General features: G+C 63.4%; 20 protein-coding genes and 1 pseudogene. 14 read left to right on the forward strand and 7 right to left on the reverse strand.

Annotated features, from left to right (window positions below; translation table 11 throughout):
• The first annotated feature begins 88 nt into the window (after positions 1-88).
• Complete coding sequence (locus P7F60_RS27385) at positions 89-5230, forward strand: DEAD/DEAH box helicase family protein (protein ID WP_064334938.1); 5142 nt, start codon at positions 89-91, stop codon at positions 5228-5230.
• 30 nt (positions 5231-5260) lie between these two features.
• Here the strand turns inward: P7F60_RS27385 and P7F60_RS27390 are convergent, their stop codons facing one another.
• A complete protein-coding gene (locus tag P7F60_RS27390) occupies positions 5261-6373 on the reverse strand; it encodes a Fic family protein (protein ID WP_064334939.1) in 1113 nt (370 codons plus the stop codon).
• A gap of 354 nt (positions 6374-6727) precedes the next feature.
• On the opposite strand from P7F60_RS27390, the gene P7F60_RS27395 reads away from it, so the two are divergent.
• The 5 genes from P7F60_RS27395 to P7F60_RS27415 all read left to right on the forward strand — a co-directional run bounded on the left by P7F60_RS27395 (position 6728) and on the right by P7F60_RS27415 (position 10614).
• Positions 6728-8572: a ParB N-terminal domain-containing protein gene (locus P7F60_RS27395; RefSeq protein ID WP_064334940.1), complete on the forward strand. Its 1845-nt coding sequence runs from the start codon at positions 6728-6730 to the stop codon at positions 8570-8572.
• A 101-nt stretch (positions 8573-8673) separates the two neighbouring features.
• The gene (locus P7F60_RS27400; protein ID WP_064334941.1) at positions 8674-9147 is read left to right on the forward strand and encodes a hypothetical protein; all 474 of its coding nucleotides are present in this window, start codon (positions 8674-8676) and stop codon (positions 9145-9147) included.
• Entirely contained in the window at positions 9144-10031 is an 888-nt protein-coding gene (locus P7F60_RS27405; RefSeq protein WP_064334942.1) for a hypothetical protein, read from the forward strand. Before P7F60_RS27400 ends, P7F60_RS27405 begins: the two co-directional genes overlap by 4 nt.
• Entirely contained in the window at positions 10028-10402 is a 375-nt protein-coding gene (locus P7F60_RS27410) for a hypothetical protein (RefSeq protein WP_064334943.1), read from the forward strand. The genes P7F60_RS27405 and P7F60_RS27410 overlap by 4 nt, the downstream gene beginning before the upstream one ends.
• On the forward strand, positions 10399-10614 hold the full coding sequence (locus P7F60_RS27415) for a hypothetical protein (RefSeq protein ID WP_084438770.1): 216 nt from the start codon (positions 10399-10401) through the stop codon (positions 10612-10614). Before P7F60_RS27410 ends, P7F60_RS27415 begins: the two co-directional genes overlap by 4 nt.
• 9 nt (positions 10615-10623) lie before the next feature.
• Here P7F60_RS27415 and P7F60_RS27420 read toward each other — a convergent pair whose 3' ends face one another.
• Positions 10624-10929 (reverse strand): alkylphosphonate utilization protein, encoded by a 306-nt coding sequence (locus tag P7F60_RS27420; protein ID WP_064334944.1) that lies wholly within the window; start codon positions 10927-10929, stop codon positions 10624-10626.
• A 527-nt stretch (positions 10930-11456) separates the two neighbouring features.
• Here P7F60_RS27420 and P7F60_RS27425 point away from each other — a divergent pair.
• The 7 genes and pseudogenes from P7F60_RS27425 (at position 11457) to P7F60_RS27455 (ending at position 15684) form a co-directional block, all read left to right on the forward strand.
• Entirely contained in the window at positions 11457-12044 is a 588-nt protein-coding gene (locus tag P7F60_RS27425; RefSeq protein ID WP_064334945.1) for a hypothetical protein, read from the forward strand.
• Positions 12045-12366: 322 nt separating this feature from the next.
• Positions 12367-13293: a zincin-like metallopeptidase domain-containing protein gene (locus tag P7F60_RS27430; protein ID WP_277920794.1), complete on the forward strand. Its 927-nt coding sequence runs from the start codon at positions 12367-12369 to the stop codon at positions 13291-13293.
• 145 nt (positions 13294-13438) lie between these two features.
• Positions 13439-13681, forward strand: coding sequence for a type II toxin-antitoxin system VapB family antitoxin (locus P7F60_RS27435; protein WP_064334947.1), 243 nt, complete (start codon positions 13439-13441; stop codon positions 13679-13681).
• Positions 13681-14085: a type II toxin-antitoxin system VapC family toxin gene (locus tag P7F60_RS27440; RefSeq protein ID WP_064334948.1), complete on the forward strand. Its 405-nt coding sequence runs from the start codon at positions 13681-13683 to the stop codon at positions 14083-14085. The genes P7F60_RS27435 and P7F60_RS27440 overlap by 1 nt, the downstream gene beginning before the upstream one ends.
• Positions 14086-14095: 10 nt before the next feature.
• Positions 14096-14233: pseudogene (locus tag P7F60_RS27445) on the forward strand (type II toxin-antitoxin system RelB/DinJ family antitoxin); the annotation flags it as partial.
• A 661-nt stretch (positions 14234-14894) separates the two neighbouring features.
• Positions 14895-15212, forward strand: coding sequence for a DUF736 domain-containing protein (locus tag P7F60_RS27450; RefSeq protein ID WP_064334949.1), 318 nt, complete (start codon positions 14895-14897; stop codon positions 15210-15212).
• Positions 15213-15513: 301 nt separating this feature from the next.
• Positions 15514-15684, forward strand: a complete 171-nt coding sequence (locus tag P7F60_RS27455) for a hypothetical protein (protein ID WP_168169028.1) — start codon at positions 15514-15516, stop codon at positions 15682-15684.
• 41 nt (positions 15685-15725) lie between these two features.
• On the opposite strand, the gene P7F60_RS27460 is transcribed toward P7F60_RS27455, so the two are convergent.
• The 5 genes from P7F60_RS27460 to traC form a co-directional block, all read right to left on the reverse strand.
• Positions 15726-16004, reverse strand: coding sequence for an HU family DNA-binding protein (locus tag P7F60_RS27460; RefSeq protein WP_064334950.1), 279 nt, complete (start codon positions 16002-16004; stop codon positions 15726-15728).
• 140 nt (positions 16005-16144) lie between these two features.
• Positions 16145-16402: a WGR domain-containing protein gene (locus P7F60_RS27465; protein ID WP_064334951.1), complete on the reverse strand. Its 258-nt coding sequence runs from the start codon at positions 16400-16402 to the stop codon at positions 16145-16147.
• Positions 16403-16651: 249 nt separating this feature from the next.
• On the reverse strand, positions 16652-18580 hold the full coding sequence (gene traG, locus P7F60_RS27470; protein ID WP_064334952.1) for a Ti-type conjugative transfer system protein TraG: 1929 nt from the start codon (positions 18578-18580) through the stop codon (positions 16652-16654).
• The gene (locus P7F60_RS27475; RefSeq protein WP_064334953.1) at positions 18567-18782 is read right to left on the reverse strand and encodes a type IV conjugative transfer system coupling protein TraD; all 216 of its coding nucleotides are present in this window, start codon (positions 18780-18782) and stop codon (positions 18567-18569) included. The genes traG and P7F60_RS27475 overlap by 14 nt, the downstream gene beginning before the upstream one ends.
• 4 nt (positions 18783-18786) lie before the next feature.
• On the reverse strand, positions 18787-19083 hold the full coding sequence (gene traC, locus P7F60_RS27480) for a conjugal transfer protein TraC (protein WP_064334954.1): 297 nt from the start codon (positions 19081-19083) through the stop codon (positions 18787-18789).
• Between the two features lie 247 nt (positions 19084-19330).
• Between traC and traA the strand changes: the two genes are divergently transcribed.
• Positions 19331-22633 carry a Ti-type conjugative transfer relaxase TraA gene (gene traA, locus P7F60_RS27485; RefSeq protein ID WP_277920795.1) on the forward strand — a complete coding sequence of 1101 codons (3303 nt, stop codon included), beginning with the start codon at positions 19331-19333 and terminating at the stop codon, positions 22631-22633.
• Positions 22634-22643: the final 10 nt, after the last annotated feature.

The raw sequence follows: 22643 nt of genomic DNA on the forward strand, positions 1-22643 counted from the left end.
CCTTCCAACAACTTTGCGACCGCCCCGCCCAGAGGCTCATCTCCAGCGGAACGATGGCGCTCGCCCCTTTTCCAAGGAGAGCATTTTCATGCCCAACGATCCTTTTTCACTTGATCCTTCTGGCACCCTCGACATGTTCGGGAACACAGCCCTGTCGTCGGGGGTCGGCCTTGGCGTCACGGCCTTCGGTGATTTTGCGCCCGAGACGGCCCCCGAACCTGCGAATGACGACGATCCCGATCCGACGCCGCCGGCGCCCGCACCGGCGCTGCCGATCGCGCTGCCCCAGAGGTCAGCACCACGCCGGCAGGGCGATCGTGCGAACTTCTACCTCGATGACGGCGAGGATCGCGGCCTTGCTGCGTCGTGGAAAGAGCGCGCGAGATTGAGTGTGGCGGCCATTTTGACCGCGAACGAGATCGAGCGGCACAACATTCCGGTCACGCGCGAGCATCAGCAGCGGTTGATCCGCTTCACCGGCTTCGGCGCCTCCGAACTGGCGAACGGCATGTTCCGCCGTCCGGGCGAGGTGGATTTTCGGGAGGGCTGGGACGATCTCGGCTCGTCGCTCGAAAGTGCGGTCTCGGAGAGCGACTATTCCAGCCTGTCGCGTTGCACGCAGTATGCGCATTTCACGCCGGAGTTCATCATCCGGGCGATCTGGTCAGGATTGCAGCGCATGGGCTGGCGCGGTGGTCGCGTGCTGGAACCCGGCATCGGCACGGGCCTGTTTCCAGCGCTGATGCCGAAGGCGTATCGCGACAGCAGCTATGTCACCGGCGTCGAGCTCGATCCGGTGACAGTGCGGATCGTCAAGCTCCTGCAGCCGAAGGCCCGGATCATCGAAGGGGATTTCGCGCGCACCGATCTCTCGCCGATCTACGATCTCGCCATTGGCAATCCACCGTTTTCCGATCGTACCGTGCGTTCGGACCGGCAATATCGGTCACTTGGTCTCAGACTGCACGACTACTTCATCGCGAGGTCCATTGATCTGCTGAAGCCCGGCGCCTTCGCGGCCTTCGTCACCAGTTCCGGCACGATGGACAAGGCGGATGCGACAGCCCGCGAGCATATCGCCAGATCGGCCGACCTGATCGCGGCCATTCGTCTGCCCGAAGGCAGCTTCCGCCGCGATGCCGGCACGGACGCCGTCGTTGACATCCTGTTCTTCCGCAAGCGCAAGGCTGGAGAAGCTGAGGGCGACCAGACCTGGCTCGACGTGGATGAAGTCCGCCCTGCAACAGAAGACGAAGGCGCTATCCGCGTCAATCGCTGGTTTGCGAAGCATCCGGATTTCGTGCTCGGTGACCACGCGCTGACGGCCGGTCCGTTCGGCGAGACCTATACGTGCCGTGGTCGCGCTGGCGTCGATCTCGAAGCGGCGCTGAATGCCGCCATTTCTCTCCTCCCGGAAGATCGTTACGACGGCGAGTCGACCGAAATCGACATCGACCTGGAGGACGAGCTTGGCGAGATCGTCGATCTCCGCCCCAGGGACGAGAAGGTCCGCGAGGGCAGCTTCTTCATCGACGCCAGGCACGGCCTGATGCAGATGGTCGACGGCTCTCCGGTCGAGATCAAGGTCCGCAAGGGCCGCTCCGCGGAAGGCATTCCGGAAAAGCATGTCCGTATCATCCGAAAGCTGATCCCGGTCCGGGATGCCGTGCGGGAGGTGCTGAAGGCCCAGGAACAGGACCACCCGTGGAAGGATCTTCAGGTGCGCCTGCGTATCGCCTGGTCCTCGTTCGTCCGTGATTTCGGCCCGATCAATCACACCACGGTTTCGATCTCGGAGGATACCGAGACTGGCGAGGTGCGGGAGACCCATCGGCAGCCGAACCTTCAGCCCTTCCGTGACGATCCCGATTGCTGGTTGGTCGCCTCCATCGAGGATTATGATCTCGAAACCGATACCGCCCGTCCCGGTCCGATCTTCTCCGAAAGGGTGATCTCACCTCCCGCGGCCCCGGTGATCACGTCCGCGGCGGATGCGCTCGCCGTGGTGCTCAACGAGTGCGGCCGCGTCGATATCGACCATATCGCCGAACTCCTGCACCGCGACTCCGAGGCGGTGATTGCCGAACTCGGTGATGCCATCTTCCGCGATCCGACCGACAGTTCGTGGCAGACCTCGGACGCCTATCTCTCCGGTCCGGTCCGCACCAAGCTTGCGGCGGCGGAGGCTGCCGCTGCGCTTGATCCCGTCTTCCAGCGTAATGTCGTGGCACTCAGGCAAGTCCAGCCCGCCGATCTGCGTCCGTCGGATATTACCGCTCGGCTCGGGGCGCCCTGGATTCCGGCCTCCGACGTTGTGACCTTCGTCAAGGAAACGATGGGTGCCGAGATCAGGATCCACCATATGCCCGAGCTTGGTTCATGGACGGTCGAGGCTCGTCAGCTTGGTTACAGCGCCGCCGGCACATCGGAATGGGGGACCAGCCGCCGCCATGCCGGCGAACTATTGGCGGATGCGCTGAACAGCCGCGTGCCGCAGATATTCGACACCTTGAAGGACGCCGATGGAGAGCGGCGGGTGCTGAATGTCGTCGACACGGAAGCCGCCCGTGACAAACTTCAGCGGATGAAGGAGGCGTTCCAGAATTGGGTCTGGTCAGACCCGGATCGCACCGACCGGTTGGCGCGGGTCTATAATGACCGCTTCAACAACATCGCGCCGCGCAAATTCGACGGCTCCCATCTGAATTTACCCGGCGCCTCTGGCGCCTTCGTTCTTTATGGGCATCAGAAACGCGGCATCTGGCGGATCATCTCCTCCGGCTCCACCTATCTCGCCCATGCCGTGGGTGCCGGCAAGACGATGACCATGGCAGCCGCCATCATGGAGCAGCGGAGGTTGGGCCTGATCGCCAAGGCGATGCTGGTCGTTCCCGGCCACTGCCTCGCACAGGCGGCACGCGAGTTCCTGGCGCTCTATCCCTCGGCGAACATCCTCGTCGCCGATGAGACCAACTTCACCAAAGACAAGCGTCAACGTTTCCTGTCGCGGGCTGCGACGGCTGTCTGGGATGCGATCATCATCACGCACTCCGCGTTCAGGTTCATCGGCGTGCCATCCGCCTTCGAACAACAGATGATCCACGACGAGCTGCAGCTCTACGAGGACCTGCTGACCAAAGTTGATGACGAGGACCGGGTCTCCCGCAAGCGGCTCGAGCGGCTGAAAGAGGCCTTGCAGGAGCGGCTGGAATCTCTCTCCACCCGCAAGGACGATCTTCTGACCATCTCTGAAATCGGCGTCGACCAGATCGTCGTCGACGAGGCGCAGGAGTTCCGAAAACTCAGCTTCGCAACCAATATGTCGACGCTGAAGGGCATCGATCCAAACGGTTCGCAGAAGGCCTGGGACCTCTATGTGAAATCCCGTTACATCGAGACGAAGAATCCGGGCCGGCCGCTCGTGCTTGCCTCCGGCACCCCGATCACCAACACGCTCGGCGAGATGTTTTCGATCCAGCGCCTGCTCGGCTACGAGGCCTTGCGTGAGCGCGGGCTTCACGAGTTCGACGCCTGGGCGAGCAATTTCGGGGATGAACGCACCGAACTGGAGCTTCAGCCATCCGGCAAATACAAGCCGGTCAGCCGCTTCGCCAGTTTCGTCAACGTCCCCGAACTGATTGCTATGTTTCGGGCCTTCGCCGACGTGGTGATGCCGGAGGATCTTAAAGCGCACGTCAGGGTGCCGGAGATCGCGACGGGCAAGCGGCAAATCCTGACCGCCGCGCCAACGCCTGCCTTCAAAGCCTACCAGCAGATCCTCGAAACCCGCATCAAGGCGATCGAGATGCGCGAGGGGCCGGCGCAACCCGGTGACGACATCCTGCTGTCCGTTATCACTGATGGCCGCCATGCCGCGATCGATCTGCGCCTGGTCATGCCGGCAATAGATGACGAGCCGGAGAACAAGCTCAATCTGCTGGTCCGTAACGCTTTCCGTATCTGGAGGGAAACTTCGGAGAACAGCTATCGCCGCCCGGACGGCAAAGTCTACGAGCTGCCCGGTGCGGCGCAGATGATCTTCTCCGATCTCGGGACGATCAATGTCGAGAAGAGCCGCGGCTTCTCAGCCTACCGCTGGATCCGCGACGAGCTCATCCGCATGGGCGTGCCGCCGTCAGAAATCGCCTTCATGCAGGATTACAAGAAGACCGAAGCGAAGCAGCGCCTGTTCGGCGACGTCCGCGCCGGCAAGGTCCGCTTCCTGATCGGCAGTTCCGAAACGATGGGCACCGGCGTCAACGCCCAGCTTCGCCTGAAGGCCCTGCACCATCTCGACGTGCCGTGGCTTCCGTCACAGATCGAGCAGCGGGAGGGCCGCATCGTGCGTCAGGGCAACCAGCACGACGAGGTCGATATCTATGCTTACGCCACGCAGGGAAGCCTCGACGCGACGATGTGGCAGCAGAACGAGCGCAAAGCGCGCTTCATAGCAGCGGCACTCTCCGGCGATACCTCGATTCGCAGGCTGGAGGACCTGAACGAAGGCCAGGCCAACCAGTTCGCCATGGCCAAGGCTATTGCCAGTGGCGATGAGCGCCTGATGCAGAAAGCGGGCCTGGAAGCCGATATTGCCCGACTTGAGCGCCTGCGCGCCGCTCATGACGACGATCTCTTTGCTGTTCGCCGGCAGCTCCGCGATGCCGAGCGCGAGATCGAGACGGCAACCCGCCGTATCGGCGAAATCGGCCAGGACATCGAACGGCTGGTTCCGACCTCCGGCGACACCTTCACCATGACCGTGATGGGCAAGCCATACACGGAGCGGAAGGATGCCGGTCGGGCGTTGATGAAGGAGATCCTCACCGTCGTCCAGTTCCAGCAGGAGGGTGAAGTCCGTCTCGCCCGCATCGGCGGCTTCGATCTCGTCTATGAAGGCGAGCGCTTCGGCCGGGGTGACAACTACCACTATCAGACCCTGCTCCAGCGCACCGGCGGGACCCAAGAGATCGATCTGCCGGTGACCGTCACGCCGCTTGGTGCCATCTCCCGCCTCGAGCATGCACTCAGCGGGTTCGAAGAGGAGCGGGAACGTTATCGCCTGAGGTTGGCTGAGTACCAGCGGCGGCTTTCCTCCTACCAGTCGCGTCAGGGTGGCACCTTTGCCTTTGCCGACGAACTGGCTGAGAAGCGCCAGAAGCTGCGTGAGGTCGAGGAGGTGCTCGCCAAATCCGCTTGCGATGATGACGAAAAGCAAGGTATCGCGGCTTAATCCGCTCACTGGCGTCCTCGACCAGGTCGCCTATGTGTCGTTTTCGAGATACAGCCGGTAGCGCGTCGCCTTGCGCTCGCCGGTGCGCAGCAATGCGCCCTTGTCGACCAAGTCGGCAAGGTCGCGGGTTACGGTCGAAGGCGGAGCGCCGGTGATCGTGGCGTAGTTGCCGGCGCTCAAGCCTCCAGCGAAACCTTCGGGACCTTCGGCCAGCATGCGAAGAAGGACTTTCTCCTGTCGTTCATTCAGTGCACCACGCAGCCTGTCCATGAACCGCGTCTTTTCGATCAGGAAGCGGACCAGTTCGTCCGCGGATTTCTGGGCTTCGAGCGCCCGGTCCGCGAACCACGAGAGCCAGTCATCGATAACAAGTGTGGAACTAGCCGCCTCCAGCATCGCGTAATAGTCCTTGCGGTGTCGCAGCAGCGATTTCGACAAGGCACTGAAGGTTGGCGTCGAAATTGCCCGTGCAAGCGCGCTTTCGGCGATCGCTCGGCCGATACGGCCATTCCCGTCCTCGAAAGGATGGATGCTCTCGAACCACAGATGGGCGATGCCGGCACGGGTGAGAGCGGCAAGCGGGTCGGGTCCTTCGGGAGAGGTCTGTTCAAGCCATTCCAGAAGCCTGCCCATCTCGGCCGCCAGGCGATTGGATGGAGGTGCTTCGAAGTGCACGCGCTGGCGGCCGAATGCGCCTGAGACGATCTGCATCGGTTCGTCATGGCCGCGATAGCTGCCGATATCGGCGATGTCGCGGCGGCCGTTCATGACCATTCGGTGCCATTCGAACAGCCGCTCCTCGGTGATGGGGTCAAGCGGGTGTCGATAGAGGTCCGCCATCATCTCGGCAATGCCAGCTTCGGCCGGCCTGCTGCGGAAAGCTGCAGCGGACATTCCGAGTTGCCGCCGAAGGGACGTTTGCACACTGTCGCGATCAAGGACTTCACCCTCGATTGCCGATGTGCTCAAAGCATCGGAGCTGAGCAGCTCGATCACGACCTCCTCACGGTCGTCTTTCCCCAGATGGCGTATGGTGCCGACGGCGATAGCCGCATTCTCGACGAATGCCTGCTCCCTGACCCGCAGCAGCTCCGGGTTCCATTCGAAATCCGGCCACTCCGCCAGTTCCCAATTCCATGCCATAAGCGATAAATCCCATATTTATCGCCCATAATGCCGCATTAAAGTGGGCGATAAAAGCGATTTGTTTAACTCATCGCCATAGGGCGGTTAAACGGGGCAGGGGCAAAGGAAAGAAGAAAAGGGAAAACCGGTCGCAGACCGGTCGACCCGTCGCCGCTTGCGCTCAACCGCCCCCTCCTCACCCCTGCCGGTCGTTCTCGCAAGGCTTTGCCCCGCTCGCCCATACCGGCAGGGCCGCTCGGGCGCAGTTGCGCCAGTCTGCCCGCCCTGCGGTCCGGGAGATGTCTTCGGAAAGAACTGAAGGCGGACAAGAGCGGGCAGCACCGCTCCGAAACCCCGGAAGGAGCAAATCCCATGCAGATCCTCAAACTCGATCCCCGTGCGCTGAAGGACAATCCCGACGATGCGCGCCGGTCCAAATCGTCGCCGCAGGCTGACGCACTGCTTCTGGCGACGGTGAAGGCGGTCGGCATCATCCAGCCCCCGGTCGTGTCACCGCAGACGGATGGCGGGAACGGCTATATCATTCAGGCCGGCCACCGCCGCGTCCGGCAGGCAATCGCCGCCGGCCTCGAGGAAATCGAGGTGATCGTCCGCGAGGCGGCCAACGATAACGGCGCCATGCGCTCGATGGTCGAGAACATCGCGAGAGAACCTCTCAACGGGGTGGACCAGTGGCGCGGCATAGAACGGCTCGTTGCGCTGGGCTGGACGGAGGAAGGGATCGGCGTTGCGCTCGCCCTGCCGGTTCGCCAGATCAGGAAACTCAGGCTACTCGCCAACGTGCTGCCGGCCATGCTCGACCACATGGCGCTCGGCGACATGCCCAACGAGCAGCAGCTCCGCACCGTCGCCGCGGCGTCGCTCGACGAACAGAAAGAGGTGTGGAAGGCGCACAAGCCGAAGAAGAACGAGCGGGCGGACTGGTACAATATCTCCCGTGCGCTCTCGAAAACCCGCATGTATGCGAAGGATGCGAGCTTCGGTGACGACCTCGCCGCGGCTTACGGCATCGGGTGGGTCGAGGACCTGTTTTCGCCGGCTGACGAAGACACGCGCTATACCACCAACGTCGAGGCTTTTCTTGGCGCCCAACAGGAATGGATGACCAGCAACCTTCCGAAGAAGGGTGCGATCGTCGAGGTCAACAACTGGGGTCAGCCGGAACTGCCGAAGAAGGCGGAACGCGTCTACGGCAAGCCGTCGAAGTCCGATCATGTAGCCATGTATCTCGACCGTGACGGCAAGGTGCAGTCGGTTGCTTTCCGGATGCCGGAGGACAGACAAGCGAAAGGCAAATCCGGCGTCTCCACGACAGGCGGGCAGGGCGATGTCCATGACGGCAGGATCATCGACACGCCGAAGCCGCGCCCCGACGTCACGCAGAAGGGCCATGACATGATCGGCGATTTCCGCACCGACGCGCTTCACGAGGCGCTCGGCCGCGCGCCGATCGAGGACGACATGCTGATGGCGTTGCTGGTTCTCTCACTTGCCGGCCAGAACGTCCGCGTCGACTCCGGCGCCAACGACACCGTGTTCGGACCGAAGCGTTTCCGGCGCCATGCCGCACGTCTGTTTTCCCAGGACGGAAAGCTCGCCTTCGATACGGAGACGGTGCGCGTCGCCGCCCGCTCCATGTTGATCGACGTCCTGTCGTGCAGGCGCGGCATGTCGAACAGCGGTGTCGTTTCCCGCATCGCCGGTGAAGCCATCGGCGCCGACGGGTATCTCACGAACATGGGCTCGGAAGATTTCCTGTTGTGCCTGTCGCGGCAGGCACTGGAAGCGGCGGCGAAGGAGGCCAATGTGCTCCCCCGCCAGAAGGTGCGGGAAACCCGTGCGGCCCTGGTCGACCACTTCAAGGAAGGTCATTTCGTTCATTCGTCGGCGCTTTTCGCGCCCGATCCGAATGATGTCGCCGATCTGATCAAGCATGCCGACACCCTCGACGACGAGGAAGCCCAGGTTGACGCCGCAGAGGATGGCCTCGACGCGCCCGTTGAGGGCGCCGCGGTCGATACGGAGACGGGTGGAGATACTGGTGAAGGCGCTCCGGGCGGTGGCCGCCCCGCCGCTGAAGGTGACGGTCTCGGTCCGTTCGAAGGCGGGGACGATCTGCCCGACACCTTCGACGATGCTCCGGCGACAACCGATCCCGACGATGAGCAGGCCGCCTATCGCGTCGCGGCGGAATAGCCGCACGCCCCACTTTCCTTCCGAATGATGTTCCGCCGCCGGTGATCTCCAGCGGCGGCGGTTTCGTTTTCGCAACCCCTCGAAACTCAGGGAGAACTTGCATGTCAGCGCATATCGCATTTATGGCACCCATCGGCTCCTTCATCGCCTGGTCGGATGGCACGCCGCAGCCACCCGAACGCCATCGCAGGAAGCTGTCTGCATGGCAGAGCAATAACAGCAGCGGCCGGTTGATCCGCAAGCAGGACGAACGAGCCGCCGGCAACATCATCCTGCCAGCTAATTTTACGCTTCATGAGGCCGACCACGGCGCTGGTGGCGTCATCGCCATCCGCGTCCACCGCAGCTTTTCGCTGGAAACAAGTCTGACGTTCACGATCGTCGAACGGCCTGCCATCGGCAGTTGCCGGGTCTTCGACCGCGCCGGCGACAATGCCGAGCTCGTCCATCTCGCAGCGAACCGCCAAGTCGCAGAGGAATGGCTGTCCCGACATGGTTATCCTCATGCCGTGCTGGAGGTCGTCACTGCGGATGAGGTCGCAGCCGCCGTCGTGGAAGGGAGGGCGGCAGCATGAACACCAGCCCTGTCATGACCGAAGCCAATGATACCTCCCGATATCCGGAGGTCTCTTTTGGGCGATCCGCCGACGGGTTTCCGGTCGCCCGCTTGCACGACACGGCGTTCGCGATGTTGCCTAGCCGTGAAGGCCGGCACTATCTTGCCACTGGCTGGAAGATCGCCCGGCCGTTCGCCGAGTGGCGGCGATCCGACTTCTACGGTCATTCCGGCGAACTCGCCGACGAGGCGGCGTTTCGTGCACGCGTGATCGAGAACGCCGAACATCAACGCGAACGGCAGGCACTTGGCCGCTGCGAGATCTTCACCCGTGTCCATACGCCCTGGGGAATGTCGCAGCGCACGATCGTCTATGCGGAGGGCGTCGAGTGCCATTCCACCGCCGGGCACGGCGGCTTCAAGCTCTCGGCTGAGCGCAACCGAAAGGTTCACCCGCTGCTGCGGTCGAAAGACGGCTTCTATGAGGAGGACTCCGCTTGGGCGATCGTCGCGATCACCTTCCCCTTCCTGTTCACCGCGTTCGAACGCCGCTGCGCGGAACGGTCGATCAAGGATTGGTGGCCCGACGCCTGGGAAACCATCTTCGGCACGACCCTGGCGCCCGGTGAATCTCATGTGAAGGACCGTCGCGCTTTCGAGGCGGCCCATGCCGGTGACTGGATCGTCATCTCCGCCCTTCGCTCTGATCATCATCCCGGCATGACCGAAGTGATCGCCACGCGCGGCGGGAAGCGGGAGCACAATACCGGGGAACGACGTTTTCTCGTGCCGTCTGCCGAATACGAACCGGGCCGTTTCGGCTTCGTCATCGATGTCGATCGTCATCGGTCCTATGACGGGCCGTCGAGCTTTGTCGTCTGGCAGGGGAGGGAGACATCATGACCCGGTCCCCGGAACGTCAGGCGTTGCTTTTCCGGATGGAAGAGGCCCGCCGCCAGACTCAACGCCAGCTCGACATGATCGACCGGCAGATTACCGCCAAGATGACGGCTCTCGTCCCGTCGCTCGGGCGGCGCCGAAGCGGATACCGGCGGGGTAAACCGCCCGCGCCGGAAGCCTTCCTCGCCCGCTATCGCTCCAGTCTGGCGGCGATCACCGCGGAACGGCAGCCGGAGATCGATGCTCTTGCCCGCAAGCTCGCGCGCCAGGAGGCGGCCATCGCCGCTTTCCAGGCGCGACCGGAATTCAATGCTTCCGCCCGGGGCCCGGAACGAGAATGTCGTCATCACCGTCGTGAGAGGAGCGCGCCATGAGGCGCGTTGACGCCGAGCCGCTTCCACCTCTGACCGAGGAAGAGGTGAATGCCCTTCAGGATTATGCCGCCAGACACGGCCGCTCGTGGAAGCGCATCCTGAACCACGCCTGGATGGGCGAAGCGCCCCATGACGATGTCGGGATATTACGCCGACTTCGCAACACGCACGGCCCCACCTGGCTTGATCGTTACCGCTTGCCCAAACGGTAGCGCACCCCGTCAACGCTTGCGCACGAATTCCGTGCGCAGGACCAGCCCCTTGATCGCGTCGTGGCGGCAATCGATCTCTTCCGGATTATCGGTGAGCCGGATCGACCTGATGACGGTGCCCTGCTTCAGCGTCTGGCCGGCGCCCTTGACCTTCAGGTCCTTGATCAGCACGACGGAGTCGCCGTCGGCGAGAACATTGCCGGAGGCATCGCGGACTTCGGCTGCCTTCGCCTTCTCCGCGGCAAGTTCGGAGGCCGGCCGCCATTCCCCGGTTGCTTCGTCATAGACGTAATCGTCGTTGCTCTGGTCGCTCATCTGTTGTGCCCCTTCCGTAGGAGACCTTGCAACGGCCCCGCATGTCAGGAGCGCATCTATCGCGGAAAGCCGCCGAGAGCAAACCGCCGCCGCTTTCCCATCGAGAGCGCCTCGCAGACCAGCGGACATCAGGAGGGCGGCAAAGCATTCCGAACCTGGTGATCGAAGCTCTTCCGGCAGATGGGAACTGGTTTGGCGCGCGCCTTGCCTGATTTCCTCTTCGGCTCTGGCATCCGATGTCTATCCCTTTGCCGATCTGCCCTTCGCTTTCGTTGCGGTCTGAACCGGCTGCCGGTCGTTTCAAGGCCGCTGTCGCGCCGCGGGGCGGCCGGTCATGCCGCTTGTCGCAGAGCAGGAACGCGGGCCTCGCAGGTCTCAAAGACCCGCTTGCCCGCGCACCGGCTCCGCTCGATCTGGCCTGACCGGACCCTGAAACGCCCGGCTTGCGCCGGCTCCTCTTGACCGCACCGAAGGGCAGATCGGCCAAGGGGGCCGAACCGCTTCGGGGAAACCGGAAGGAAACCACCATGACAAAGTCCGCAACCCAGTCCCGCCAATCCGCCCGAGTCGTCCAGCTCCGCAAGGGCGCCACCATCGAAATGGTCCGCCTCACATGCCCCGATGAAGCGCAGGCGCTCCGGATCGCCGAGAGCTTCGGGACCGCCATTCTCGACAGCGACGGCATCCGCGACATGCACGAGCGCCTGATCATCGAAACCGCCACAGGACTCTCCGAGGGCTTAAGCGAACGGGCGATGCAGATCCATCTGCAGCGCATCGTTGGAGCGTATGTCGGATCCGCTCATGGCGCGGGCCAGTTCTACTCCCGCGCCGTCAGCGAGGCGCGTGACGCCACCGCCAAGGGAGCCGCCGACGCCCGCGACGAGGATCTTGACGGTCCAGTCGGCTATGACAGCGCCGCCCAGCGCAAGCGCGAGTTCGCCGCCGACATGGGGATCCAGGCCCACGCGCTCAGGACGGCCGCCGAAGGTGCCGTCTCCGCTTACGAGCAGATCGTTGGCGAAGCATGGAAGCCCTTCGACCGGCCGGTTGATAATCCGGGCCAGTCCCTCGACCGCAAGGCGGCTGCCGCGCAGATGTCGGCCTTCGATTGAGGCCGACCTGGTGGAGCTTCGGCTCCGCCTTCATCGTATCCAGGAAGAAGCCGTCTCCTCACGGGGGGCGGCTTTTCGTGTTTCGACGTCGCGGCGAAGTCGCATCAGGAGAGGTGAGAGAGAAAGAAATCGGGGCGAGAGACAGGCGCCATCGCGGCCCGTCCCTTCTGTCGGTCCTGCAGGAGCCGACGGCAGGCGCAACGGCTACGCCGTCCTTCTCTTCGTTCCGGCCGGTCCGGTGCGCATGCCGCCTCACCGCTCCTGCCATCGGCCCTCCGCGACGGGGCCGCGATGGGCGCGGCCTCACACGGAGGTCAGAAGAATGAGCAGGAAATCAGAAAGTCCGAGGATTGACATCTATGCGCGGATCACGGAGCGCATTGTCGCCGATCTGGAGAAGGGCGTGCGCCCGTGGGTGCAGCCCTGGAGTGCCGGCAACATGTCCGGCCGGATCACCCGGCCGCTGCGCCATAACGGCCAGCCATATACGGGGCTGAATGTCCTCCTGCTCTGGTCCGAGAGTATCGCCAGCGGGTTCATGTCGGCGACTTGGATGACGCTGCGCCAGGCGAACGAACTTGGCGCCCATGTTCGCAAGGGCGAGAGCGGCGCGACCGTCGTCTACGCCAGCCGCTTCACGAAGACCGAGAAGGATGCCGACGGCGGTGAAGTCGAGCGCGACATACCGTTCCTCAAGGCGTACACGGTGTTCAATTGTGATCAAATCGAGGGGCTTCCGGATCACTACTATCACCGCCCGGAACCGGGCGCAGAGCCGCTCGGGCGCATCGAGTACGCGGACCGCTTCTTCGCCAACACGGGCGCGGTGATCCGGCATGGTGGGTCACAGGCCTTCTATCAGCCATCCAGCGATAGCATTCAGATGCCGGGTTTCGAGACGTTCCGGGATGCCGAGAGTTATTACGCCGTCCTCGGACATGAGGTCACCCACTGGGTCGGCGCAAGCCACCGGCTGAATCGGGATTTGAGCCGCTACCATAAGGATCGCACGGATCGCGCGCGCGAAGAGCTTTGTGCCGACATAGGGGCATGTTTCCTCTGCGCCGATCTCGGGATCGTCCCGGAACTGGAGCCGCGGCCGGATCACGCGAGCTATGTGGCCTCGTGGTTGAAGCTGCTCGACGGTGACCGCCGGGCAATCTTCCAGGCGGCCGCACATGCGCAACGCGCTGTCGCCTATCTTCATGACCTCCAGCCGAATGCGGAGACCGGGCGGCAGGCCGCCTGATGCTTTCCGCCTCGGAGATCGACGGGGAGGGCGAGACGCCTTCCCCGTCGGCCGCGCGACCTTCGTGTCACCCGTTGGAGAAACCTTGCAGATATGGGCGAGGCGATCTACATTACTTCCTGAATTTATCTACATGGAGTGACCCATGCCGATCAACGTCAACAATCCTGAAGCGGACGCGCTCACGCGCAAGTTCGCGCATATGGCTGGCGTCAGCATTACTGATGCGATCGTGATTGCCATGAAAGAGGCGATCGAACGCCGCCGTCACGAGGAGACGCCGCTGCAAACCGCTGCCCGGCTCCGCGAACAACATGGCGTCAAACTCGATGCCGCTGCGAGACAGCCGCTTCCGCACGAAGCCTACGACGAACTGTGGGAAAGCTGATGTTCGTCGATGCCTGCGCCATCATAGCGCTCCTCTCCGACGAGCCGGAAGCGGAGCGTGTCTCCAATGCGATCGCGTCCGCGAAGGTCGCCTTCACATCCCCGGTTGCCGTGCTTGAAGCGGTGCTCGGCCTTGCCCGCTCCGACAAGTTCGGCCTCGCCGTGGCGGAGGTAGAACCGATCGTCATCGAGTTCCTCGATGAGCGCGGAATCGAAATCCGCGATCTCCCGCCTGCGGACGCGACGACCCGGATCGCTCTTTCCGCCGCGCATCGCTATCGCGCGGGCCGCCGGGGCCTCAATCTCGGTGACTGCCTGCATTATGCATGCGCCAAATATTATAACGTACCCATTCTGGCGACGGCAGATGAGTTCAGACAGACAGACGTCGACACCGTACCCTGACGCGGCCGGCCATGATGGCTGGTTTCGGGCGAAGGTGCAGGAGGCCTTGGAAGATTCCCGGGCCGACACTCCCGACGAGAGGGCCGAAGCTCATTTCGCCGAGCGACGTCTAACGGCGCGGTGCAGTGTCGGCGATCGTCACGTGTAGGCCCTTCTGATCGGGCGGGCGAAGTCGGCAGGCACGCGGAACGAGCCCCGCCGCGCGACGGCGGATCTGGTGTGGTCGATATAGGCATGCCGCGAGCCTGTTGGTTTCGAAGCGCTCCCATTCCTTCCTCTCGACCGCCCTCCAGGGAGGTGCCGTGAAACCCGGGTTGCCCGCTTGTCCGAGGATACGCGCGCGATGGAAGAGCCGCCATAAGATCGGCGCCGACCAGCGCATTCGTCATGGACATGATGCGGATGGGGCGTCGGTGAGGGATCGACGGACACGGCGAGCCGTGCGGACGGGAGCCATCGTGAGAGAGCGGTGCCATCACCGCGGTCGCCGTCGGGGATCGCCGATGAACTCCGGGCCATGATCGGTGTTCCTTGCTCGATTGAAGCGGGCCACACCCACGCAGACCTCGATGGATCTGGTGTGACCGAAGGACGACTTCGTCTCGATCGCCATCCCGCAACGGCCGTCCGCAACTTTCTTCCCCTGCGAACTGCGTTCGCATTCCTCGCGGTAACCAAGAAAGCCGCTCCCGGCCGTCCTCCACTCACGTTCCGGCCCCCCGGGGTGCGGCGTCGATCGCCATCGGTCCTTACACCGCCATCGAGGCCGCGGTGGGCGCGGCTCGAGCAAACCGGAAAGGATCACGACAATGGCAGTCATCGGCGAATTCACCACCAACGGCAACAACTCGATTATCGGCAACGTCCGCACGCTCACGGTCAGCATGAAGGCCCGCCTGAACCCCATCGAGCGCGTCTCGCGCGACGCCCCGGACTTCCGCATCACCGCCGGCAACGGCGTCGAGGTCGGCGCGGGCTGGAAGGCGGTCTCCAACGACGGCGAGGAATATATCTCGGTCAAGCTGGACGACCCGAGCTTCAACGCCCCGATCACCGCGGCGCTTTGGCCGAGCGAGAAGGAAGGGGAATACGCCCTCATCTGGAACCGCCCGAAGCGGGAAGCCTGATCCGAACCCGAGGAGCTCCGCCGGCAGGCGGGGCTCTCCCTCTCCCGGATGAGGAAGCCGGTCGCGGGCCTCGAACCCGCTTCCGGCTTTTCGGTGCCATACGGAGAGCTGGGGGTCTGCTCAGTTCGTCCGAGAATGCCATGGCGGACCGACGGCGTCCAGCACGAGCGGTACCCCCAAAATGCTGGCGCATTTCGGCTCCCCCGCTCGCCGCCTCCGGCGGTCGCGTTCCGCGCTCCTGGACTCCTCCGCTCCGCCATGACGCGCGACGTCGTCTTTCACAAACGTCAAGGAGACGACGATGACGATTTCTCTCGAAATGCAAATCGAGGAACTGAAAGCTGAACTCAGGGCCGTTCTGGACGCGAGCGAGCGCCGCCAGATCGCGGTGGAGCTGGAACAGGCCCAGGCCGAGCTTGCCGCCGTTGAGGCCGAACAGGACGGCCGCATCAGCGGGGAGCCTCCTTTCTAGGAGCCTTCCATAGGGGTGCCGATCTCAGCAGCCCACTCGCCTCACCCGTTCAGTGCGTCCTTGACCGCCTTGCCCGGCGTGAACGTCAGCTTCTTCGAAGCGGCGATCTTGATCGTTGCACCGGTTGCGGGATTGCGGCCCTCGCGTTCCGGCGTGTCTTTGATCTTGAACTTGCCGAAGGATGGGATGGATGTTTCCGCGCCGCTCTTTGCTGCCTCGGCGATCTGGCTAAACACGCTTTCGACGATGGCCTTGGCCTGTGCCTTGGTCAGGTTCTGCTCGGATGCAATCTTGTCGGCGATTTCATTGGTGGTGGTCATGAAGGACAGTCTCCTCTGCTTGTGGATGTCCTTCAGCTATGACGATGAAGGTGTGGCGCCGATAGAGGTCCGAATGCTGGAAGTGTTGCCAGATGCGAGAAAACCACAGGAAACAGCAGGCTCGGGATGTTGAAGGTGTGTCATTCGGCGCAGCGAACGTTGCGATAACCCCGCTTTCGTTTCGTACGTTCGAGGCGCGACAGCGCTGTATCCGCATCTTCTTGAGAGTCGAAGGTTTCCATCATCGTCTGACCGTTAGATCCGATCCGGCCCCAGTTGCGGATGACGGAGGCGCCACCAAACAGGGTCGGCTGGATCGCGAGCATATAGAAGCGCCGCATATTCTGTGTAGCGTCGATACGGTGAAGATGAACCAGGCGTGTTTCCTCGTTTTGCATGCCCGGATTCTCGCGTCTTTGCGAGCCCGCGTCCAACGACTTCCATGAATCGGTGCGGTGTGATCGATTCATCTCGCTGATGGTTTTCCCTTCCGGAGGAAGAGGGGCGTGGGCGAGGCGGCTTTGCCGCACGGCTCTATGCGCTGGAGCGCACCGAACCCGCCAAGCGGTTTCGTCCCATGCGGGTTGCGATCCTCTCGCGGACCGGCTTTCCGCCGGCATCAGACAAAGCTCGTTCGAGCGCGGCTCTCATCCACCTCTCTCTTCTTCGCGATGGAACCTGTTCTGCCCGACACAGGCCTTCATGTCGTCGCGCCGGAACCAGATGGCGCGACCGCATCTGAGCGGCGGATTGCCTGATGTGAAGACGATCTGTTCGTCGCTGCGCATGCGCAGGACCTCGTGCGGCATAATCAGTGGCCGGCGGCTGAGCTGCTTCGATCGCGAGCGCGACGATCCCTTCATCCCCATCGAGCGATTTGTCTGGTCGACCTCGACCGTGGTGTCGCCGCAGCGCTTCGAAATATAATCCGCCGTGTCCGGATCGTTGATCGCCGCGAACGAGATCCACGACGCGGACTCGAACCATTTGCTGGTCGCGTCACGGCCGCCGTAGGCTTCGCGCATCTGGCCGATCGACTGGAAAATCATGGTGAGCGTGATGCCATATTTCCGGCCGGCGTCGCGCGCGGTTTCGAGGATGCGCAGATAGCCGAGGCGGGCGACCTCGTCGAGCAGGAAGAGCGTGCGTCCCTTGACCTTGCCATTGCTATTGTAGATCGCGTTCAGCAGCGAGCCGATGACGACGCGCGCCAGACCAGGATGTGCCTCCAGCACCTTGAGATCGAGCGCGATGAACAGGTCCGCTTCGCCTCCGGCGAGATCATCGGTCGAGAAACTGTCGCCCGACACGAGCGCCGCATAGTTCGGATAGGAGAGCCAGTGTGTTTCCTTCACCGCATTGGCGTAGACGCCGGAAAATGTCTCCGGTGTCATGTTGACGAACACGGCAACGTTCTCCTTCACGAACTCGGATTCCGACTGCTCGTAGATCCGCGTCAGGCGCTCGCGCAGCTTCGGCTCCGGCTCGGAAAGATTGGCCCTGACTCGGCGCAGCGTCTGGTCCTTCTCGTCCGTGTGGCCGGAAAGGCAGACGTCGGCGATCAGCGCCGTCAAGAGCTGCATGGCGGATGCCCGGAAGAAGTCGTCGCGGGCCGACGCGGTGCGCGCATTGTCGGTCATGATCCAGGTCGCGACCGCGACAATATCCTCTTCCTTCGTGTTGCCGTGACGGCCGATCCAGTCGAGCGCGTTGAAACCGATCGCGGGCGTGGCGGGATCGAGCACGATCACGTTGCGTCCAGCCTTGCGCCGGTGATCGACAACCATCGGCGCAACCTCGCTCGACGGGTCGAGCACGACGAGGCCGCCGCCCCATTTGAGCGCGGTCGGGATCGTCACGGATGTCGTCTTGAAGCCGCCCGAGCCGGCGAAGACGATACCGTGCGACGAACCGAACGAGCCGTCGAAGCACAAAAGTGGAGACTTGCCGCCGGCGCCCCAGCTCCGCGCCTCATCGGCCCGGAACGGCATGGCCGCTACGCTGTCCTTGTCGACACGGTAGCGTTCACCGATCACGATGCCGCCGGCATCGGGAAACAGCCTGGCGGCGTCAGCCATCTTCATCCAGTCGGCCTCGCCGTGCACGGCCCGCTTCCCCGCGATCCGCCGCGGCGTTGCTTTCGCGAAGGCGCCGTTCCCCCTGATCGCGACGCGCAGTGCGAAAATCCCTGTGAAGACGGCCGCGCATGCGCCAAGCATCGCCGATGGATCAGTGTAGGCGAACACCGACTGGCCGTGAGGCACCCGATCGACGAGAGCGTGCAGCCGCCACCCCTCGCGTGCGATCGCTGCGATGCAGACGACGGAAGCACCAGCCAATACGTTCAAACCGGCAGTCTTGATGTTGGCCGCGCCCGCCGTCGCGAACAGGGCAATCACGCCGATCGCGGCCGCGGCCGCGTAGGGCAGGGCGAGACCGATCCGCCCGAGCATCAGTTTCGCCTGAGGCGATGCTCCGAACTCCGAGAGCCAGGTCTCAATGCCCAGCATTGCCAACATGGTGGTGATCATCAATGCCGCGGGCAGGGTCGCAAGAAGGAGCCTATTCACCGTCATGACCAAACGACTCCGCACCGATTGCGGTCAGGCGCGAGCGCTCCGTTTCGTCACCGCGGATACGCCCGGCAGCATCGATCAGCAGCCCCAGCAGCAGCGCCCGTTTTTCGTAGCGCAGGCCGGCCTTCACAATCAGGCCGCCCAGCTCGATTTTTTCGCGCGTGTCCTTCTTACGGGCATCGGTCGATGTCGTTCGCCGCATCCGCTCAAGCCTCGCCAGAGCCGCCCGCATCCGCGCCAGACGCGACCGCCGTGGACGTGTCGCCGCCGGTCCTGCCGTCGCCGGCATTCTTCTTTCCGGTCGTCTGTCCCTTGCCTCCGCGAAACCGTCCGGCGATGTCCTCGAACGCCGCCTGAAGTGCGGCTTCCTCGATCTCGATCTCGCCGAGACCGGCCTTCAGCGCGATTCTGCCGATGCGCTCGGCCTCGCGTGTTTCTGCTGCTTTGAGCTGCTCCTGGAGCCTGGCGATTTCTTCCCTGATCTTCGATGACGGTTTCTTCATGCCGGTGGCACTCCCTGGCTGTCTTGGCGTTGCATGCGCGACGCCAAAACTCCTCCGGATGCCCTTGGAAGGAAATGTGCAGATTTGCACGTCGGCAAGGCCTACACTTTGGAGGATGATCCCGGCCGTTCCGAAGGAGCGGTTCCAAGGGCGCAATTATACGTCGCTGACGCGACGCCTTGCGTTGGGCTCTGAATGGCCTGGCCAGCTCCGACGAACGAGGTTCGAACCAGGAGCTTTTGTCGCCGTGGCCATTGCCCACTTCTCCGTCAGCATCGTCAGCCGCGGCGACGGCCGCAGCGCCGTGCTGTCGGCGGCCTACCGGCACTGCGCCAGGATGGAATACGAGCGCGAGGCCCGCACGATCGACTACACCCGCAAACAGGGGCTCCTGCACGAGGAGTTTGTCTTGCCCGTCGACGCCCCGAAATGGGCGCGGATGCTGTTAGCCGATCGCTCGATTCCGGGAGCCTCCGAAGCCTTCTGGAACAAGGTCGAGGCCTTCGAGAAGCGCTCCGATGCGCAACTCGCCAAGGACCTGACCATCGCGCTGCCACTGGAACTGACGCCCGAGCAGAACATCGCGCTCATACGGGATTTCGTGGAGAAACATATCCTCGCCAAGGGCATGGTCGCGGACTGGGTCTATCATGACAACCCCGGTAATCCGCATATCCACCTGATGACGACATTGCGGCCGCTCACCGAGGACGGATTTGGCGCGAAGAAGATGCCGGTTCTCGGCGAAGACGGGCAACCGTTGCGCAACAAGGCGGGAAAGATCGTCTACGAGCTCTGGGCCGGCGGGACGGATGACTTCAGTGCTTTTCGTGACGCCTGGTTCGAGCGTCTCAACCATCACCTGGCGCTGAACGGGATCTCGCTGCGCGTCGACGGCCGCTCCTACGAGAAGCAGGGCATCGATCTTGAGCCGACCATCCATCTCGGCGTCGGGGCAAAGGCCATCGAGCGCAAGGCGGAGAGGCAAGGCGTCCGGGCGGAGCTGGCACGGATCGAGCTGAACGAGAAACGCCGCAGCGAAAATACCCGCCGTATTCTGCGCAATCCCGCGATCGTGCTCGACCTGATCACGCGGGAGAAAAGCGTCTTCGACAGCCGGGATGTCGCGAAGGTTTTGAACCGGTATGTCGACGATCCGGCCGTGTTCCAGCAGCTTCTGGCTCGGATCATACAGAGCCCGGAGGTGCTGCGTCTCCAGCGCGACACAATCGACTTCGCGACCGGCGAAAGAGTGCCGGCCCGTTACACGACGCGCGAGCTGATTCGGCTCGAGGCGGAGATGGCGCGTCGATCGAGCTGGCTCGCGGCAAGCGCGTCGCATGGCGTCTCTGACAAGGTGCTGGAGGCCACCTTCGCCCGTCATTCGCGTCTGTCGGAAGAACAGCGGACTGCCATCGAGCATGTTGCGGGTTCCGCGCGCATCGCGGCCGTGGTCGGCCGCGCAGGTGCTGGCAAGACCACCATGATGAAGGCGGCCCGTGAGGCGTGGGAACTCGCCGGATATCGCGTGGTCGGTGGTGCCCTTGCCGGCAAGGCGGCCGAGGGACTGGAGAAGGAGGCGGGCATCGTCTCCCGCACACTCGCCTCCTGGGAGCTGCGGTGGCAACAGGGGCGTGACACGCTCGATGCCAGGACCGTTTTCGTCATGGACGAGGCTGGCATGGTCGCCTCGAAACAGATGGCGGGATTCGTCGAAGCCGTCGTCAGGGCGGGGGCGAAGATCGTGCTCGTCGGCGATCCCGAGCAACTGCAGCCGATCGAGGCGGGTGCTGCCTTCCGCGCCATCGTCGATCGCATCGGTTACGCCGAGCTCGAGACGATCTACCGCCAGCGCGAGGAGTGGATGCGGCATGCCTCGCTCGATCTCGCGCGCGGCAACATCGAACAGGGGTTGCTGGCCTATCGCACTCGCGGTCATGTCGTTGGAGAAAACCTGAAATCGGAAGCCGTCGAGAGCCTCATCTCGGCCTGGAACCACGACTACGATCCCGCCAGGTCGATGCTGATGCTGGCGCATCTGCGCCGCGACGTCCGCATGCTGAACATGATGGCGCGCGCAAAGCTGGTCGAGCGCGGTATCGTCGGAGAGGGACACGTCTTCAGGACCGCCGACGGCACCCGCCAGTTCGACGCCGGCGACCAGATCGTTTTCCTGAAGAACGAGGGTTCGCTCGACGTCAAGAACGGGATGATCGGCCGTGTGATCGAGGCCGCGCCCAACCGCATCGTCGCGGTGGTGGGCGAGGGCGATCAGCGCCGGCAGGTGAGGGTCGAGCAGCGGTTCTACAACAATCTCGACCACGGTTATGCCACCACGATCCACAAGAGCCAGGGCGCCACCGTCGATAGGGTGAAGGTACTGGCTTCCCTTTCTCTGGATCGCCACCTGACCTATGTCGCGATGACGCGCCATCGAGAGGACCTTCAGGTCTATTTCGGTCGCCGCTCCTTCGAGATGAACGGCGGGCTGGCCAAGATCCTATCGCGGCGAAACGCCAAGGAGACGACGCTCGACTACGAGCGCGGTACGCTCTACCGCGAGGCGCTCGCCTTCGCCGAAAACCGAGGGCTGCGCATCTTGCAGGTGGCGCGAACATTGCTGCGCGACCGGCTCGACTGGACGCTGCGCCAGAAAAGCAAGCTCACCGATCTCGCGAGCCGCCTTCGCGCTCTCGGCGAACGGCTCGGCTTGCGGCAATCCCCGCCAACCCAATCAGCTAAGGAGTCGAAACCCATGGTCGCCGGCATAACTCGGTTCGAGAATTCCGTTGCGGACGCGGTCGGGCAAAAGCTCGACGTTGATCCCGCATTGAAGAGGCACTGGGAGGAGGTTTCGATCCGGTTCCGCTATGTGTTCGCCGATCCCGAAACTGCCTTCCGGGCGATGAACTTTGACGCCGTGCTGGCGGATAAGGACATGGCGCGACAGGCGCTTCAGAAGCTTGAGGCCGAGCCGGCGTCGATCGGTCCTCTCAGGGGCAAGACCGGCATTCTCGCCAGCAAGGCGGAGCGCGAGGCGCGCCGTATCGCCGAGATCAATGTGCCGGCGCTCAGGCGTGACCTCGAACGCTATCTGCAGATGCGCGAGAGCGCGGTGCAACGGCATGAAGCCGAAGAGAACACGCTGCGCCAGCGTGTCTCGATCGACATACCGGCGCTGTCTCCGGCCGCGCGCGCCGTGCTGGAGCGCGTACGCGACGCGATCGACAGGAACGATCTGCCGGCCGCACTTGCATATGCGCTGAGCAATCGCGAGACGAAGCTGGAGATTGACGAGTTCAACAAGGCTGTGGCCCAACGGTTTGGCGAACGCACCCTGCTGACCAATGCCGCACGTGAGCCATCGGGCAAACTCTTCGACAAGCTCTCCGAGGGAATGCAGCCACAGGAGAAGGAACGCCTGAAGGAAGCTTGGCCAGTCATGCGCACGGCCCAGCAGCTCGCCGCCCATGAGCGTACGACCGAGACCCTGCGGCAGGTCGAGGAATTGCGTCTCGCGCAACGCCAGAGCCCGGTTGTGAAGCAATGAGGCGACGCGG

This window comes from Rhizobium sp. YJ-22, assembly GCF_029601685.1.
In the GTDB taxonomy this organism is placed as follows: Bacteria; Pseudomonadota; Alphaproteobacteria; order Rhizobiales; family Rhizobiaceae; genus Metarhizobium.